This is a genomic window from Streptomyces longispororuber (genome assembly GCF_024448165.1).
GTDB lineage: Bacteria > Actinomycetota > Actinomycetes > Streptomycetales > Streptomycetaceae > Streptomyces > Streptomyces longispororuber_A.
The window spans coordinates 97641-112621 of record NZ_JAMOLN010000002.1 but is presented as its reverse complement, the minus strand read 5'-3'; the positions used below and the strand labels follow the sequence as shown (position 1 = coordinate 112621).

Sequence of the window (14981 nt, the reverse complement as noted above, 5' to 3'; positions counted from 1 at the left end):
GCGTCCGTCGATGGTGACGCTGCTCAGGGACTCAGTGGCCTTGCGCAGCCAGTTGGCCGTGGGATCGTCGGCGTAGGCACCGACGGCGGGCAGCGGCAGCCGGTCGTGGGCGTAGACCTGGACGGCGAGTTCGTCGGGGTGGCCGTGGTTGCGGAAGTCCGTGTTGACCCGCAGGTAACCGTCCTCGCTGGTCGAGCCGCTGCGCTGCACGGCGACGCGGGTGTCACGCCAGGTGACCGAGGTGTGGTCCAGGGCGGTGCCGGACGAACCGCCGGCGGCCAGGTAGCGCAGGGGGTCGTCGCCGCGCAGGTCGGCCAGCTTCTTCTGACCGCGCGGCTGCGGAAGCAGGAGGAGGGAGCGGTCTGGAAGTCCGCGCGGGCATCCACGATCTCGGTCAAGGACCTCACCCGAACCTCATGATCGAGGCTCAGAACAGGCCCTAGCCGCGGCCGCCCTGCTCGCCTCAACACCCCTCCTGGCCGCGTGATCCGCCTCCGCAGCATGCCAGTTGCCCGTGTCGGGTTCACTGATGAAGGGTGTCGGCGGGCAGGCTGCGCATGAGGAAGGCGTGGGCGAGGTCGGCGAGAGGCTGGTCGTGGGCGGTGGCGTGGGCCCGCAGACGCAGCAGGGCCTGGCCGACGGGGATGCCGAGTTCAGCGGCGAGGTAGCCGGTGGCCTGGTGGATCTCGGCACGGTAGATCCGCAGACCGCCGTTCTGTGTGGGGCCGTTGACCGGGGCGGCGAGTGCAGTGGTCAGGAACAGCAGGAGGGTGGCCGCCAGGCGGTTGAGGGCATCGAGTTGGCGGGTGGTGGGGAGGCCGGGAGTGGTGCGGTAGCCGGTGAGGACCCCGATGCTGGCTCCGCCGAGCAACAGAGGCAGAGCGACGGTGGCACGGGCCGGGGTGCGGGCGGCTGCGGGCAGGAACAGGGGCCAGCGGGCCGTGTCTGCCGTGGTCAGATGGGGCTCGGTCACGGCACGGCCTTCGAGGGCGGCCTGCAGTGTGGGTCCGTCGCCCAGGGTGTACTGCAGGGTGTCGAGTTCGGGTCCCAGCCCCTCGGGCGGGTCGGCCCACATCAGTTCGAGCTGACCGTCGTGGGTAAGGGCGTTCAAGGTCAGGGCATCCAGGCCGAACAAGCGGGCGGTTTCGGTCGGCAGTGCGCCGTGCGGTCCGTATCCGGAACGGACAGCGCGGTGGGCGCGGGCCAGCACTTCGGCCAGCGGGTCGCAAGGTGATGGGACAGCGCCGAATTCGCTGTCCCGCCTGTCGCGAGGCACCTCAGAGCGTCCTGTCCAGTTCCGCCGGGATGTGCCCGTGTACGACCAGGTGGGCCAGATCCGTGAGCTTCAGCTGTCGGGAGCGGGCGTGTGCACGCAGCCGGGCGAAGGCGTCTTGCACGTCGGAGCCCAGCCTGGCGGCCAGCATGCCTTTGGCCTGCTCGATGACGATGCGCGAGTCCAGGGCTGTTTCGAGGTGGGCGATGACTTCGTTCCGGACCATCAGGGTCCGGCGCTGGTGCATGCAGATCCCGGCGGTATCAGCCAGCACCTGGACCAGTTGTAGGTCTACGCCGGTCATCGAGCGGGGCCCCGAATGCAGCAGGTTCACCGCACCCACGGTGCCTTGGGAAACGCGCAGGGGCACCGAGGCGACACTGCTGTATCCGGCAGCCCGTGCGCGCGACGTGAACCGCGGCCAGCGCCCGGGGCCGGGGGGACGCAAGCTCACGGGACCCAGGACGCTGCCGCTGCGCGTGCTGTCCAGGCAGGGCCCCTCGTCCAGTTCGACCTGGTCCTCTTCCAGGCGTCGGCACGCTTCGTCGGAGGCGGTGAGGTAGTCGACCCGGCCGTCGCTGTCCAGGACCGTCACACCGGCCGAACGCACCTCCACCAGACGCACGGTGTGCGTCGTCAGATCATGCATCAGTTCCAGTACATCGAATCCGTCCGTACGCGCCATCAGGTCGAAGACGGCCTGGGCGACCAGCACATCACGCGGCATAGCAGGCATCACATGTGTCCGTTCTGTCGCCCCCAGACAATTCAGTGGGCAGGGGCAAGGCGCACAGACGCATTCGAAGAGGCCACCAATTGAAGATCCGGCTGATACCAGCCGCGCCATGTCCGCTGACGGAACGTACTGACTGCGCCTCGATCCCGATAAACCGTCCGAACTACCCCCGCGCCGGCTCCACCCGGCTTGGGCAACTCACGGAACGGATCCCAGACTAGTCCTCAGCCGCCCGGCCGGACCCCTTCGCCGGCGGCCGGTTTTCCATGTCAGTTCGTCGTGCCAGGTCGGCCAACGTCGGCAACGTCGACGTTTTGTACAGGCGAGCGCTGCGGCGCCGGCCTGGCTGCACACGCCAGCCTGACGCCCTTGCTAGGGTCCGGCTACACGGGCATGGACACAACATCGGGGGACGCATGAACATCCGTACACGGGTCGAACAGGTCGGAGACCTGCCGCCGGGGGCCGCAGCTGCCCTCGGCATCGTGTTCCTGCTGCTGATCATCGGCTTGGTGTGGGCCCTGTACCGCCTGCCGGACCACACCAAACTCAGGAGCCCCGCCGCCCGCGAGCGCGCGGAACGCCGCAAGGCCAGCCAGAAGCGCCAGAAGAAGCTCCGCTCCCGGCGCGAGGCCTTGCAGCGCAGGGCGTCGCAGCGCTGAACCCAGCCCACGCACGTCTTACGCAGGCGGTCGTCGGGTGCCCTGCGTGCCGGCCGGTGAGGGACCCGCGGGCGGGGGCGGCACCTGGCGCGGGCCGCGGCTTCGGTGAGGCGGTGTGCTCCGAAGGACGCGCTGGCGGGCCTGCTGCACGATCGGGTGGCATCTCGACCTGACCATGCGGCGGCACTGAGCGCTGAGGCGGCTCAGTAGCAGTTACGGATCTTCCAGACCGGGGACCAGTCCCACCAGCCATCGTCACCGGGCGAGACGTTCTTCATGCTGCTGCCGTCCCGGCGGTAGAACGACGCAACGGCGCGGCCGCCTGTCTGGTTGTTGAAGTACGGCCCCGGGCCTTCCCAGTTCGACAACGAGTACGTGGCGCACTTGTTGAACCAGAAGACCTTCCAGTCGTCGGTCGATTTGTCCCACACCTTGGCGCAGAAGTTGCCCTCCTCGCAGGGGGGATTGACGCCATCGGGATAGTGACCGCTCGGCGCATACGGTGACACCGACGGTGAGACGGCGGAAGCCGAGGACCCTGCTCCGGAGGCCGACTGCCTCTTCCCGGAGCCAGTACCAGAAGGGGTTGGGGTGGCTCCTGCTGTCGTGGCGAGTCCACCGGTCAGCAGTACTGCGACGACAGTTGCTCTGAGTAGCGTGCGAGTACGCAAGGTTCCGTTCCCCCGATCATCGTGACGGACCAGTCTGCGCCAGGCCTTATGGGCCCACCGGTCCACTACGGAAAAGCCGAGCTTCAGCATCCACGACAGCACGAGACTCGGCCCCGGATTGCGCCACAACTCAAAGGGACCCCCAGGTTCCTCGCGAACCTGGGCACCACACCTCCGGCCAGTCCGACGTCAACAGCACTGAGCCGGGCGATCCGCACTCATCCTGGAACACGCAGCCACCTACAGCACCCCACACCCGCTCCTGGATCTGTGCCCAGACGGTTCCCGGTCAGGCGGGCGGGCGTCGCGCGCCGCCGCCGCTTCCGCTGAGCGGGATCAGTGTCTCCAGGTGGGCGCCCTTGACCCAGGACCCCAGCAGGTCGCGGTGCAGGGCCACGACGTCCTGGCGCACCGCCAGCCCCAGCGCGGCCCTCGTGAACGCGCGGCACGTGGTGACGAACAAGGCGACGTCCGCGCCGTGCTCCAGGCGCGCGGTGCCGACGAACTTCTGCATGTCCTGCGAGGACACGCTGCGCTGCGGCGCATACTTCTTCACCTGGACGACCAGCTTGCGGCCGTCCGCGAGGTAGCCGACGACATCGGCGCCCAGATCTCCGCTCCTGCCGCTGACGACGACCTGCGTACACCCGTCCCGCCGACAAAGGTCAGCGACGTAGTGCTCGAAGTCCTGCCAGGACAACGCGTCGACCTCTGCCATCGACAACTCCCGCGCCTTGGCCTCCTCCTGTGCCCGCCACTGCCGGTCCTCGCCGAGCGCGCGCCGGTGCGCCCGCCACAACCGCCACCCGGCCCCACCCACCACGGCGATGACCAACACCACCGCCATGACGGGCCACACCACCGCCCAGTTCCCGGCCACCCACACCGCAGCGATCACCACCGCCACCGCGCCCCAGCCCTGTAAGTGCCTGCGCGTCCGCTTCCTCATCCGCCGGCGGCGCCGTCGTGCTGCCATCGCTCCCCCACTCCCCCACTCCCCACACGCCCGTGACCCGCAGTGTGAAATGCCTGCCCGGCCCCGGCAAGAGGGCCCGTCGAACCGGATCACGCGGCGTCGATCGCGGAGCCGGTCGACCCTGTCCCGCGTTGCGCGAACAAGCCCGCATCACCGAGACGATCAGCCAACTGGAGAGCTCGCGGCGCATACTGGACGCCGTCCTCGCCACAGCACCTCGCAACGGTGAGAAGGCCTAACGCAAGCCCCCTTCACAGACGACGCCAACACCGGCGCTGAACGTGACGCAGCGCGATGTGATCAGGCGGGCATCGAGGCCCCCAGGGACATCTCGTCGATGCCGTCGTCTCGGTACCAGCGCGTGCGCAGATCCGCGTAGCGGTCCATCCAGGCGCGCAGCAGCGCAGATACCAGCTGCGCCGTCACGCTGCTCAGGACCCGCCGCGTCGCGCCGACTTGGCGCCCCTCCCGTGCCACGCGGTTTCCAGGGTCCCCCGCCCTCTCCAAGACCGATCACACTCCGATCATGATGCGCGGATGCTCTCCACAGCCGTGCGCGAGGAAGCCACGTGAACGCGACGGTCTTTCGTACTCGTGGCAGCCCTGGCCCCGGACACGCGCATGCAGGTCGGCACTTCAGGCAAGGCTGCAGGGCAGCAGCTGTGGGGACGTCGTGGTGAGGTTGATGTCGATGTCTCCCAGGCCCTTGATGCCGGCATTGAGGTGCTGACCGTCGGCCAGCGGGTGGTCGTGTGTGCCGCCTGGTGTGCCGGTGACGATGAGGTCTCCGGGGCGGAGGGGGGTGAGCGTGCTGGCGTGGGCGACCAGGGTGGCGACGTCGAAGTACAGCTCGGAGGTGTTGGCCTTCTGGATCAGCCGGCCGTCGAGCGTGGCTGTCAGGGTGAGTCCTCGCCCGCCGGGTGGCAGTTGATCGGGGGTGACCAAGGTCGGCCCGATGAGGAGGGAAGGGTCGAGGGGGTGAGTTGAAGGGTCCGGCCGGTCCGCTGCATCGTCCAGGGCGTGCGATTGACTGATGACGACGTAGCCGGCGATGTGGCCGAAGGACGTGGATGCGGCGATGCGGTGGGCGGGGTGTGCGATGACGACGCCGAGTTCGACGCCCCAGCCCGTACCGGTCCCGGCCAAGGCCGGCAGCGAAATGGTCGCCCGGGCGCCTGCGGTGGCGCTCGGGCGGGTAACGCACATGGACGGCGCCAGGGGGCGCTGTTTGCCCAGTTCCTTGCTGCGGGTGGGGTAATTGGCCTCCACTCGGATGACTCTGGCCGGGGTGTACAGGGGTTCTGCCGGTGTTGCGGCCTGGAGGGGAAGCCGTTCGGAGCTGTCGGCCGCCGCCTGCTGCGCCCAATCGGGGCCAGACGCGATCAGGGTGCCGACGTCGGTGTGGGGCAGGAGCGTGAGGTGCTTCTTGTCGATGCGTGCGGCGGCGGTGCGGTCACGTGTGACTCGGACAGTGGTGAGCCTCATCGGTGTCGTCCTTCGGCGCGGTGGTCGGGTCGGGCAGGAGCAGGCGGAAGGTGCAGCCTGCGCCGGGGCGGTTGTCCAGTTCGAGGCGTCCGCCGTGGGCGGTCGCGATGGCGGAGGCGATGGCGAGTCCGAGGCCTGAACCGGGGGCGGATCCCGGTCCGGCGCGTCCGTCGGGTGGTGTCGCGCGGTAGAAGCGGTCGAAGACGTGCGGGGCCTCGTCGGGATGTATGCCAGGGCCGTTGTCCTCGACCTCGATGACGCAGACGGGAGTGCCGAGCGGCAACGGGGAACCGCTGCCGAGGGCCTCCGGAGCGGTGGTGTGGGTGGTGCCGACCCGGACGTGGATACGGACGTCGGCGGGGGTGTGCGCGCAGGCGTTGGACAACAGATTGCCCAGCACTTGGGCGAGTTGGTGAAGGTCACCGGGCACCTCGATGATGTCGAGGTCGCGTTCGGAGCCGGGGTCGGCGGGGTGGCTGGCGAGTGGTTCCAGGGTGATGCCACGGTGGGGGTGGCGTACGGCGGTGGTGGCGATGGCGTCGGCCGCAAGAGAGAGCAGGTCAACAGGTTCGCGGTGCCCGGCGCGTGGTCCGCTGTCCGCGGCTGCCTCGCCGAGCCTGGCGAGGAGGAACAGGTCGTCCACGAGACGGCTCATGCGATCGGCGTTGTGAGCGATCAGAGCGTGCGACTCACGTCGACGACGGTCGGCCATGTCGGGTTCGTCGAGGAGGAGTTCGGCGAAGCCCTGGATGGCGGTGAGGGGGGTGCGCAGTTCGTGGCCGGCGTCCGCGAGGAAGCGGCGCAGCTGCTGCTCGGAGCTCTCCGTGCGGTGCAGCGCCGTGCGCAACCGGTCGAGCATGGTGTTGAGGGCCAGGCCGAGGCGGCCGACCTCGGTGTCCGGGTGCGCCACCGGGACGTTGAGTTCCAAGGAACCTTCGGTGATGTGCTGGGCGGTGCGCTCCACACGAGAGAGCGGACGCAGCCCCAGTCGAACCGCGCCGTTGCCCAGGACAACCACCCCGGCGGCGACCGCGATGCCCAGGCCGAGACTGACCCAGAGGAGTTTGGTGGTGGCTCCGTCCACGGTGTCCAGCGGCAGCGCGACAACAGCACGCATGTGGTCGGGGCCGGAGTAGGAAATGGCCCGCCAACCCGACCCGGTCCCCTCTGCGTCGGAGGGGACGGTGCTCGGCCGCCCCGTGGTCAGATGCAGGGCGGCAGCCTGTCGGGGCAGCCGGGGGCCTGCGCTGGTACCGGCGCCCAGGAACGTGCGCAGGAGCCGACCGTCCTTGTCGTAGAAGTAGACGCGGTAGTCCGAGGGCAGGGTGTTGTTCGAGCTCGGCGGCCGTAGCGCGCCGTCCTTTGCAAGGTCCTGGTAGACGCGGTCCGGCGGGCGGAAATGGGAGAGCCGTTCGTCGACCTGGTCGGTGAGCCAGCCCCTCAGCACGATCAGGCCCGCCAGCTGGCACAGGAGCACGGCGCTGGTGGCCAACAGACCGGCGATCAGCACCAGGCGGGCGCGCAGAGAACGCGGGCCTGGAAGGCGGAACCCCTTCACCGCGGTGCCGCGTGGGTCTCGTCGCGCGGCAAGCGGAGACAGTAGCCGACCCCGCGCACCGTGTGGATCAGGGACGGCGGCGCGTGGTCGATCTTGCGGCGCAGATTCTTGACATACGTGTCGACGATGCGGGTGTCGCCGGAGAAGTCGTAGCGCCAGACCTGCTGGAGGATCTCCAGCTTCTCCAGAACCCGCTCCGGTTGGGCCAACAGGCAGGCCAGCAAACGAAATTCAGTCGGCGACAGTTTGAGGAGGCGGCCCCCGCGCCGCACCTCGTGCGTACCTTCGTCCAAGGTCACGTCGGCATACCGCAAGGGCGGCCGTGCCCCCGTCGAAGCAGTAGCGGCGGGGGCACCGGCGCGGCGCAGGATGGCACGGATGCGCAGCAGCACCTCCTGTACGTGGAAGGGCTTGGTGACGTAGTCGTCGCCGCCGGAGCTCAGGCCGATGATGCGGTCCTCGACGCCGGTCCGTGCCGTGAGGAACAGCACCGGCGTGTAGACGCCCTGGGCGCGCAGGTCGCGGGTGAGCCGGAAGCCGTCGGTGTCGGGCAGCATCACGTCCAGGACGATCAGGTCCGGCCGACGGCTGCCCGCCTCGAACATGGCCTCCTGGCCGTTGCATGCGCCGGCCACGGCATATCCGGCCGCGCCCAGCGCGGAGATGAGCAGGGTGCGGATGCTGGCGTCGTCCTCCACGACCAGGACGGTGTGCCCGGTCAGGGGCATACGCACGGGAGTGTGTGGGTCTATCACGTTCTGGCACCTCGGAGTACGGGAGGAAGGAGCGAGCGACGACGGGCGGCCCCAGAAATACGGCGCGATAGTAGACAAAGACCCTGTGCACACGATCGCGGTCTTCATCGAACGGTCGGGTTCCGGCACCCCGGGGACGCTGTCCTTGGGCAGTGCACCCGGGGTTCCGTTGGTCTCAGCCGGTCACCTTCTTGTCGGCGGCCAGGGCCGTGGTGCGGTCGGTGACGGTCTTCTCCAGCTTGGTCACAGCGGTGTCCAGCTTCTTGGAGTCGGCACCTGCGGAGCGTGCCTGTTCCGCGATGGCCTTCAGGTCCTGCGCCGCCGTACCCGAGCCGTAGAACTTCTGGAAGAGCTTTTGGTACGCCTTCATGTAGACGTCGTCGAAGGCTTCGGAGTCCTGGAACCTGGTCTTCAGAATGTGCTGCATCATGCCGCCCATTCCGCCCTTCGCTCCCTTACCCCCGTCCTGACCACCGGCCGCTCCCCCGGGCACCCCTTCAGGCATTCCCTCAGGCATTCCCTCAGGCATCCCCGAAGGCGTTCCGTCCGGCATCGCGCCGGGCTGTCCCTGCGGCGCGCCGGAGGCGCCCTTGCCTGCGGTTGCTCCCTTGCCTGCGGTGCCGCCCGGCATGCCGCCGCCCATGCTGATCGAGTCGTCAGGCCCGGCCGTGGCGTCTCCGCTGAAGGTCAGGTTGTAGTCCCAGCCCAGGACGGAGAACTTCTTGGTGTCCAGGTCGTACCAGAGCAGGTAGTTCTTGCCCGGCCCGGCCATGTCGTCGAAGTTCAGCAGCAGGTTCTGCGAGGCGACGTAGTCGGCCAGGGAGTCGACATCGACGTACTTGTCGAGATCCCTCGCGAACTCCTTGTCCGAGGCCGCGTTGACCCACCTGATGAGCTTCATCACCGGCTCGAGGTCCTGGCTGCCCTTCTTGTTGAGCTGCTTGAAGGACGTCTCGTAGTCGCTGGGGTCGTCGCCCTTGTAGTCGAAGCTGCCGCTCGCCCGCGCCTTGTACAGCACGCCGTTGCCGTCGGAGACGTCGTCGGCGTAGTCGGTGTCGGGCGCCTCGACCATCAGCCGGGCGGCTGCGGGACGGTTGTTCACCTTCAGCTCGGTGAAGGCGTACCGCTCGGCCTTCTGCTCGCTCTCGCCGGTCAGGGACAGCGCCAGTGCCTCGTTGAGGGGCACTTGGTCGTTACTGCCGGGGCGCAGCGATATCTCGCGCTCGCCCTGGTAGGCACGACCCTCGACGTACTCGTCGATCTTGACGAGCCAGGGCAGTTCCTCGGGCTTCTGCGCGGAGAGGTCGTACTGCACCATCCCGCCCATGCCGCCCGCCGCCCCGCCTGCGCCGCCCTTGCCGTCGGTCGGGACCGGGGCGCCGCCCTTGGCTCCCGCCTTCCCGGCGCCGCCCCCATTGCCGGCGGCGCCGGGGGCGCCGGGGGCGCCGCCGGCCGGAGCGCCCTGCGCGCCTTCGGGCAGGTCCCGGCCGCCACCGGGCATGCCCTTGTTGCCGCGCAGGGACGACAGAGTGGAGTTGCCCTTGAGACGGATTCCGACGTCATTGAGGTAGACCCCGTCGATGGTGAGGTCGGCCTCGATGTAGTCCTTGGTGCCGTCGTCCTTGAACTCCTTCATCATCTTGTTGAAGTCGGTCTGCTGATAGGCGAGTTGGATCGAGTGCTTCGCGGAGGTGTCGTACAGGCCGACCGTTCCCTGGATGTTCTCGGTGATGGCGTCCGCCTCGACACGCGAGGAGGACGTCACATACGGGGAGATCCGTGCGTCACCCAGGAAATAGACCATCGCGGCTAGCCCGACGCCCAGCGTCGCGGCGGGCTTCCAGTGGTGGCGCAGCCGGACGGGCACTCTGTCCCGCAGCCGCCCGCGGCGTACGGCGGCGCCCTCGTCGCTGCTGCCGTCCGCCATCACAGGTCCGTGGTGTCGTAACCGGTCAGCACGGTCACCCGCTGCCCGGAGGTGCGTTCCTGCAGGGCGCTGACCAGGTCACCCGGCTCGGCGCCCTTCTTCAGGCGGACCGTGTAGAAGACCTCGTTCAGGGCGCCGCCGCGGATCGTCTCGGTGCTGACCAGCTCGAACTCGCTGGTGTACTTGATGAGGACGTCACGGATCTGCGGGGTGTAGTCCTCACCGGCCGGGACCTGCACCTTGACGACCTGACGCTGCACGTTCAGCGCGAACCAGTTGAACTTGAACATCACCAGGATCACCGCGCAGATCACCACGGCACCGACGGCGGCCAGCGTGTAGAAGCGGGCGCCGCACGCCATGCCTATCGCCATGGCCAGGAAGATGAAGCCGACGTCCCTGGTCTCCTTGACCGCATTCCTGAAGCGGACCACGGACAGGGCCCCGACCAGCGAGAACGCGCGGGCCAGATTCGAGCCGACGACCAGCATGATCAGCGCGACGATCATGCCGACGATGACCAGGGTCTGCACGTAGGACTGGCTGTAGGACACATTGCGGTGCGTGTACCGGTACGTGTAACCGATCACCGTGGACAGGATGAACGACAGCGCCATCGCCGCCACGACATCGGCCACGCTGAACGTGCCGCTAAGTTCCTGCAGATCGAAATTCACTGTGCTCCTACCTTCATCGACGCAGCATCCTGCGCCGGCCGCTGTTGCAACGGCAGTTCTTCAGTGGGGGTGGGGGGTGGACAGTCCGCCTCGTTGACGTGGAAGACCGAACGCGGGGCCAGTCCGAACGCCTCGATGGACTGGACGTACTTCGAGATCCGTACGAGGTTGAGGTTGCGCCGCGCCGCCAGGTCGGTGATCCAGTGCGGCGTGCGCTCATTCACCTTGATCTCCATGACCGACATGTGCGGCGGGATCGTGAAACGGTTCTCCGGAGTCTCCACACCGAAGTGGAAATCCCGGTCCCGACCGCGGATACGGCGGTCGAAGGTGACTCGCAGACCGGTGTCCGCCGCCCGTCCGACCAGCGCTTCGCGCTGGTAGCCGGTGATGGCGGTGGGCTGCAGATTCAGCCGCACGACGAGGTCGAGGACCTCGTGGATGAAGGGGCTCTCCGAGGGGGCGTGCTCCACCATCTCCCGGCCGTCGCACAACTGCCGTGCCACACCGTAGGGGAGAGTGATGCGGCGCTTCTGGGTGACCCGGTTGACGCGCTGCTTGATCTCCACGCAGACCGGCGACTCGTCGGTGGCCCCGTCGAGGTCGCCGTAGTGGCGGATGCGCAGCTTGCGGCGGAACTTCAGGCCCTCGATCTTCTCCCAGTAGAAGCGGAGTTCAGGACTGTCGTAGTACAGACTCCACACGCCGTAGCCGCCGACCGGGCTGTGCGGATCGGTGTCCATCCGCGCGGCCAGCTCGTCCCGGATGCCGGCCGCTTGATCGACCGGGACCAGGTATTTGAGCTCGAACCGGTTGAACGCGTGCAGCCGACTGGCCACATGCAACGGCTCCTCGTCCTCGCCCCCTGGACCCCCGCGGTCATCTGCCCGGGCTTCCTCTGCCCGGCCCTCACGCGCCGCGGCTGCCTTCGACAGGAACACCATGCGCCTCCTTGCTCATACGTTGCGGACCGTCCGGCTGTGCACACGCAACCAACGGCATATGAGTGGCGCATGAGAATTGCGGGTGTATTTCAGGAGTCTTCGAGGAGACGTAAAAGTGAACGAAAGGCGACCTGAACGCTTCGCTCCCTGCTCCCCACAGAAACGCCCAGAACCGAGGGGTGCAGCCCCGCACGTGAACCCCCGACCTATCGGGTCCGTGCGAGGCTCTCCGCGTCTCCACTGCGAGCCGGGGCTCGGGGACCACTGGAACATCCGACACCTAGCTGCCCGACAGCGCACGTGCCTCATGAACGGCCGAAATGTGGTCGGTCGTCGGATCCACGGGCAGGCACGGGCAGACCACCCCGCGGTACACGGCGCGTGCGCGACATCCGGCCCGCGAACCTTCACGCGGCCGCCTGCTTCCCCGGCCTGTCCGCGCTCTACGGCTTCCTCTCCCGGGACTTGACCGGTCTGGGAATCGCTCAGGTGGAGACCGCCATCGTGAGCCGAGCCGCCAAACGGACACCGCCCCTGGGCGGCCATCCCGCACCCGCGCCCGCCCCTGTCACACGGCGTCGGCGGTCGGCCGGCGTGGAAAGGGGTAGGACTCGACGTCTCGGTCGCAGTGTCCTCGTGCGGTCATGCACGAGTTCCACCAGGGAGCGACTTGCGAGCCCCCTGGCTTCGGTAGGGCGAGGCAGACCGGTACGCAATGCCGCGCGCCTGCCCATCCGACGGACTGCGCACCGGGTCACGGCGCCGACCAGTGCGCACCTCGCCCACGACACCTGCCGACGACGCCGCCGACTGCTGCGCGCCCCCTTGCAGGTGAGCCGGTCGCTCGGCGTCAGTTCAGCAAGGACGCGCCCCTCGCTACCGCTCTCGCACCGGGACGTAGATCGGCCGGGCCGCTGACAGCGATCGCGAGGGGGTTGCCGCCGGATGGCGTTCACGACGCGTATCCGAGGGAGCGGAGCTACTCCGACTCTGCGGGGTAGTTCCGTGCGGTTGGGCCGCGAATCCGTTCTTCGTAGCGCCGGATACCAGGCCGTACAGCACCGGCAGCACGACCAGGAGGAACGCGGCGTCGGCACACAGCGTTGTGGAGAACGGCGCGAAAACCGTCTCGGTGGTCATCGCGTCCCGCTCGGCCTGCGGCCGACGCGCGCGGGGCGGTCCCAGCCGGGCGGTCACAGCACTAGACGATCCACCCGATCTGCCAGCGCTGGGACTTGCCTCCGGTGCACGTGGTGGTGTTGACCCGGTCGTTCGCCATCCGGGCCAGGCACTTGTGGCTCACCGCATTCTTGATCGTGGCGCCGTCCACCTCATTCGGAGTGATCGTCCACAAGGCCGCGTCATCTGCCGCGGCACAGGGCTTCATGGTCGCCTGACCGTTGCGCGACACCAAGCACAGCCCCGTCGCCTTCTGCCGTAGTGCCGTGTACTCGAACTCGTCGTTCCAGTACCACTTCTGATAGTTGGTGAAGTTGCACCCGAAGACATACGGGCCGTAGTCGGCCCTGAAGTCCAGGCAGTTCCGGGCAGGGGCAGCCTTGCTCTCAAAAGTACTCAGGCCCGGCGTGGCGCTCGCCGGCGCACTGCCCAGACCCAGCGTGAGCCCGATCACGGACCCCATCATGGTCAGCCTTCTCCACAACATCGTTCCCCCTTGGCCCGGCGGGTCGGTCCGGGACGGTTGAGATCCACGAGGCCCGGACCCTAGCAGCCGGCTGTCACACCGGACCTGACAACGCGCACGGGACACACGAACTGCTGAACGACACCGGGCCGGAGCGCGGGCGGTCAGCTCGGACAGCTCCCTGCACCGCCGCGGTCCTCGGCCGCACCGCTGCGGTCCTCGGCTGCCGCCGAGCGATCGGCCTGCGACAAGGTCCGATCCCGGCGTGCTGCTCGGCGGTCCCCATCGGCTGCGTACCGGTCCTGCATGGCGGCCTTTCGGCTCACCTGCGCCTCGTTCAGCGCCGCACGGAACTCGGCCCGGTCGGTCGCGGCCAACTCGCGGTCCACATGGGCCTGCTCGCGCAAGGCACCAGCATCAACGACGCCCCAGGAAGTGCGGGCAGTCCACAGGTCCGCGGCGAGTTGACGCCCCGCAGCGGCCAGGATCAGTTCGTCCAGCCGCTGCGCACCCACCTCTGCCTGCCGGTCGAGCCACGCGGCATCGTCATCCCGTTGCCGGGCCTGCACATCGCGTGCTTCGGCTTCCCGGTCCCGCGCGTCAGCAGCTCTGTCGCGTTCATCGGCATCCGCGTCGCCGTTCTCGCGGATGCCCCGACGTGTCGTCGTGTCTGCGATCCGGTGCCGCAGCAGCTTCGCCATACGTGTCGCCGACCTGTTCAGCTCCGGATCCGGATGGTCCACCGCCATCTCTTCGAGCAGCTTGGCGATCTCGCCGGCCTCGCGTTCATTCAGCAACTCGGCACCTCAGATCCTGCCTTGTAGGAAGCGTGCCATCGGCCCACTGTCCGGACCGCCGGCGTGTTCACGCGCCTACCTCTACGACGGTGCCCTTTCCCGCCTCGGCTTAACATCATGACGCCCAGCCCTGCAAGACCTGCTGTCCGCTCGCCGCGCCGAACGAAGTGGTGACGGCATTCTTGCTGAGCGGGAGAGCCGCGGCGGAAGGCTCTCGTGGAGCCTTCCGCTCGAAGAACGCATTCTGTTCGGCCGGTTGACGGGGTCCGGTCAAGGCCGCGCCAACGCGGCCGTGGGACCGGCGCGGGCACCGGCTGAGGCTGGGCGCCGACATGCGGTTCGCCCTGGGGGTGCACGCAGTGCCAGAGTCGGCCGTCGCTTCCGGTCTGTGTCACCGGGAACTCGGTGGCACAGGCGTCGTCGGCCTTCCAGCAGCGGGTGCGGAAAGGGCAACCGGTGGGCGGGTGGGTGGCCGAGGGCACGGGGCCGTGCAGCACGATGCGCTCGGGCCGCTCCAGCAGACTCGGAGTGGCCGACAGCAGGGCCTCGGTGTACGGGTGCCGGGGTGTGGCCGTGACCCGGTCGGCCGGGCCCTCCTGGACCACCCAGCCGAGGTAGAGGACGGCGATCCGGTCGGCGAGGTAGCGCACGGTCTGGACGTCGTGCGAGATGAACACCATGCCGAGGCCGAGGCGTTCGCGCAGGTCCGTGAGGAGGTTGAGGATCTGGGCGCGCACCGAGACGTCCAGGGCGCTGATGGGTTCGTCGGCGACGATCAGCTCGGGCGCCCCCGGCGTCGGCCAGGACACCGCCGTCCTCGGCGCAGCCGCCCTCACCCGCACTCTGCCCCTGCACACATCCAGCGCCCTTGGAGC

16 protein-coding genes and 1 pseudogene are annotated in these 14981 nt (G+C 68.5%); 2 read left to right on the top strand and 15 right to left on the bottom strand.

Translation table 11 applies throughout. The features are described 5' to 3' along the window. Positions 1 to 105 precede the first annotated feature (105 nt). The gene (locus tag M4J07_RS01370) at positions 106 to 420 is read left to right on the top strand and encodes a hypothetical protein (protein WP_255966077.1); all 315 of its coding nucleotides are present in this window, start codon (positions 106 to 108) and stop codon (positions 418 to 420) included. A gap of 103 nt (positions 421 to 523) precedes the next feature. Here M4J07_RS01370 and M4J07_RS01365 read toward each other — a convergent pair whose 3' ends face one another. Both M4J07_RS01365 and M4J07_RS01360 read right to left on the bottom strand, forming a co-directional pair. Then, complete coding sequence (locus M4J07_RS01365) at positions 524 to 1111, bottom strand: ANTAR domain-containing protein (protein WP_255966075.1); 588 nt, start codon at positions 1109 to 1111, stop codon at positions 524 to 526. A gap of 166 nt (positions 1112 to 1277) precedes the next feature. After that, positions 1278 to 2000 (bottom strand): GAF and ANTAR domain-containing protein, encoded by a 723-nt coding sequence (locus M4J07_RS01360; protein WP_255966073.1) that lies wholly within the window; start codon positions 1998 to 2000, stop codon positions 1278 to 1280. A 425-nt stretch (positions 2001 to 2425) separates the two neighbouring features. Here M4J07_RS01360 and M4J07_RS01355 point away from each other — a divergent pair, with 425 nt between their 5' ends. Continuing rightward, positions 2426 to 2671, top strand: a complete 246-nt coding sequence (locus M4J07_RS01355; RefSeq protein WP_255966071.1) for a hypothetical protein — start codon at positions 2426 to 2428, stop codon at positions 2669 to 2671. A 203-nt stretch (positions 2672 to 2874) separates the two neighbouring features. On the opposite strand, the gene M4J07_RS01350 is transcribed toward M4J07_RS01355, so the two are convergent. The 13 genes and pseudogenes from M4J07_RS01350 to M4J07_RS01295 all read right to left on the bottom strand — a co-directional run. Further along, complete coding sequence (locus M4J07_RS01350) at positions 2875 to 3102, bottom strand: hypothetical protein (RefSeq protein WP_255966068.1); 228 nt, start codon at positions 3100 to 3102, stop codon at positions 2875 to 2877. Between the two features lie 529 nt (positions 3103 to 3631). Beyond that, positions 3632 to 4318: a restriction endonuclease gene (locus M4J07_RS01345; protein WP_255966066.1), complete on the bottom strand. Its 687-nt coding sequence runs from the start codon at positions 4316 to 4318 to the stop codon at positions 3632 to 3634. 300 nt (positions 4319 to 4618) lie between these two features. After that, positions 4619 to 4795 carry a hypothetical protein gene (locus M4J07_RS01340; RefSeq protein WP_255966063.1) on the bottom strand — a complete coding sequence of 59 codons (177 nt, stop codon included), beginning with the start codon at positions 4793 to 4795 and terminating at the stop codon, positions 4619 to 4621. A gap of 159 nt (positions 4796 to 4954) precedes the next feature. Further along, the gene (locus M4J07_RS01335; RefSeq protein WP_255966061.1) at positions 4955 to 5803 is read right to left on the bottom strand and encodes a fumarylacetoacetate hydrolase family protein; all 849 of its coding nucleotides are present in this window, start codon (positions 5801 to 5803) and stop codon (positions 4955 to 4957) included. Next, a complete protein-coding gene (locus tag M4J07_RS01330; protein WP_374214975.1) occupies positions 5772 to 7313 on the bottom strand; it encodes a sensor histidine kinase in 1542 nt (513 codons plus the stop codon). Before M4J07_RS01330 ends, M4J07_RS01335 begins: the two co-directional genes overlap by 32 nt. Positions 7314 to 7357: 44 nt before the next feature. Further along, on the bottom strand, positions 7358 to 8089 hold the full coding sequence (locus M4J07_RS01325) for a response regulator transcription factor (RefSeq protein WP_255966057.1): 732 nt from the start codon (positions 8087 to 8089) through the stop codon (positions 7358 to 7360). A gap of 202 nt (positions 8090 to 8291) precedes the next feature. Further along, on the bottom strand, positions 8292 to 10043 hold the full coding sequence (locus M4J07_RS01320; protein ID WP_255966055.1) for a CotH kinase family protein: 1752 nt from the start codon (positions 10041 to 10043) through the stop codon (positions 8292 to 8294). Next, positions 10043 to 10720 (bottom strand): DUF4956 domain-containing protein, encoded by a 678-nt coding sequence (locus M4J07_RS01315; RefSeq protein ID WP_255966053.1) that lies wholly within the window; start codon positions 10718 to 10720, stop codon positions 10043 to 10045. Before M4J07_RS01315 ends, M4J07_RS01320 begins: the two co-directional genes overlap by 1 nt. Next, on the bottom strand, positions 10717 to 11559 hold the full coding sequence (locus tag M4J07_RS01310; protein ID WP_255966051.1) for a polyphosphate polymerase domain-containing protein: 843 nt from the start codon (positions 11557 to 11559) through the stop codon (positions 10717 to 10719). The genes M4J07_RS01315 and M4J07_RS01310 overlap by 4 nt, the downstream gene beginning before the upstream one ends. Before the next feature lie 981 nt (positions 11560 to 12540). Next, complete coding sequence (locus M4J07_RS48415) at positions 12541 to 12861, bottom strand: DUF6332 family protein (protein WP_374214974.1); 321 nt, start codon at positions 12859 to 12861, stop codon at positions 12541 to 12543. A gap of 4 nt (positions 12862 to 12865) precedes the next feature. Further along, on the bottom strand, positions 12866 to 13297 hold the full coding sequence (locus tag M4J07_RS01305) for an RICIN domain-containing protein (protein WP_255966049.1): 432 nt from the start codon (positions 13295 to 13297) through the stop codon (positions 12866 to 12868). A gap of 176 nt (positions 13298 to 13473) precedes the next feature. After that, a complete protein-coding gene (locus M4J07_RS01300) occupies positions 13474 to 14106 on the bottom strand; it encodes a hypothetical protein (protein WP_255966047.1) in 633 nt (210 codons plus the stop codon). A 302-nt stretch (positions 14107 to 14408) separates the two neighbouring features. Then, positions 14409 to 14924, bottom strand: a pseudogene (locus tag M4J07_RS01295) (oligopeptide/dipeptide ABC transporter ATP-binding protein); the annotation flags it as partial. Positions 14925 to 14981 lie beyond the last annotated feature (57 nt).

Excerpts from the sequence above, each read along its gene's own strand:
- M4J07_RS01335 (WP_255966061.1), bottom strand. The coding sequence starts at position 5,803 with ATGAGGCTCACCACTGTCCGAGTCACACGTGACCGCACCGCCGCCGCA.
- M4J07_RS01320 (WP_255966055.1), bottom strand. The coding sequence starts at position 10,043 with ATGGCGGACGGCAGCAGCGACGAGGGCGCCGCCGTACGCCGCGGGCGG.
- M4J07_RS01325 (WP_255966057.1), bottom strand. The coding sequence starts at position 8,089 with ATGCCCCTGACCGGGCACACCGTCCTGGTCGTGGAGGACGACGCCAGC.
- M4J07_RS01345 (WP_255966066.1), bottom strand. The coding sequence starts at position 4,318 with ATGGCAGCACGACGGCGCCGCCGGCGGATGAGGAAGCGGACGCGCAGG.
- M4J07_RS01360 (WP_255966073.1), bottom strand. The coding sequence starts at position 2,000 with ATGCCGCGTGATGTGCTGGTCGCCCAGGCCGTCTTCGACCTGATGGCG.
- M4J07_RS01355 (WP_255966071.1), top strand. The coding sequence starts at position 2,426 with ATGAACATCCGTACACGGGTCGAACAGGTCGGAGACCTGCCGCCGGGG.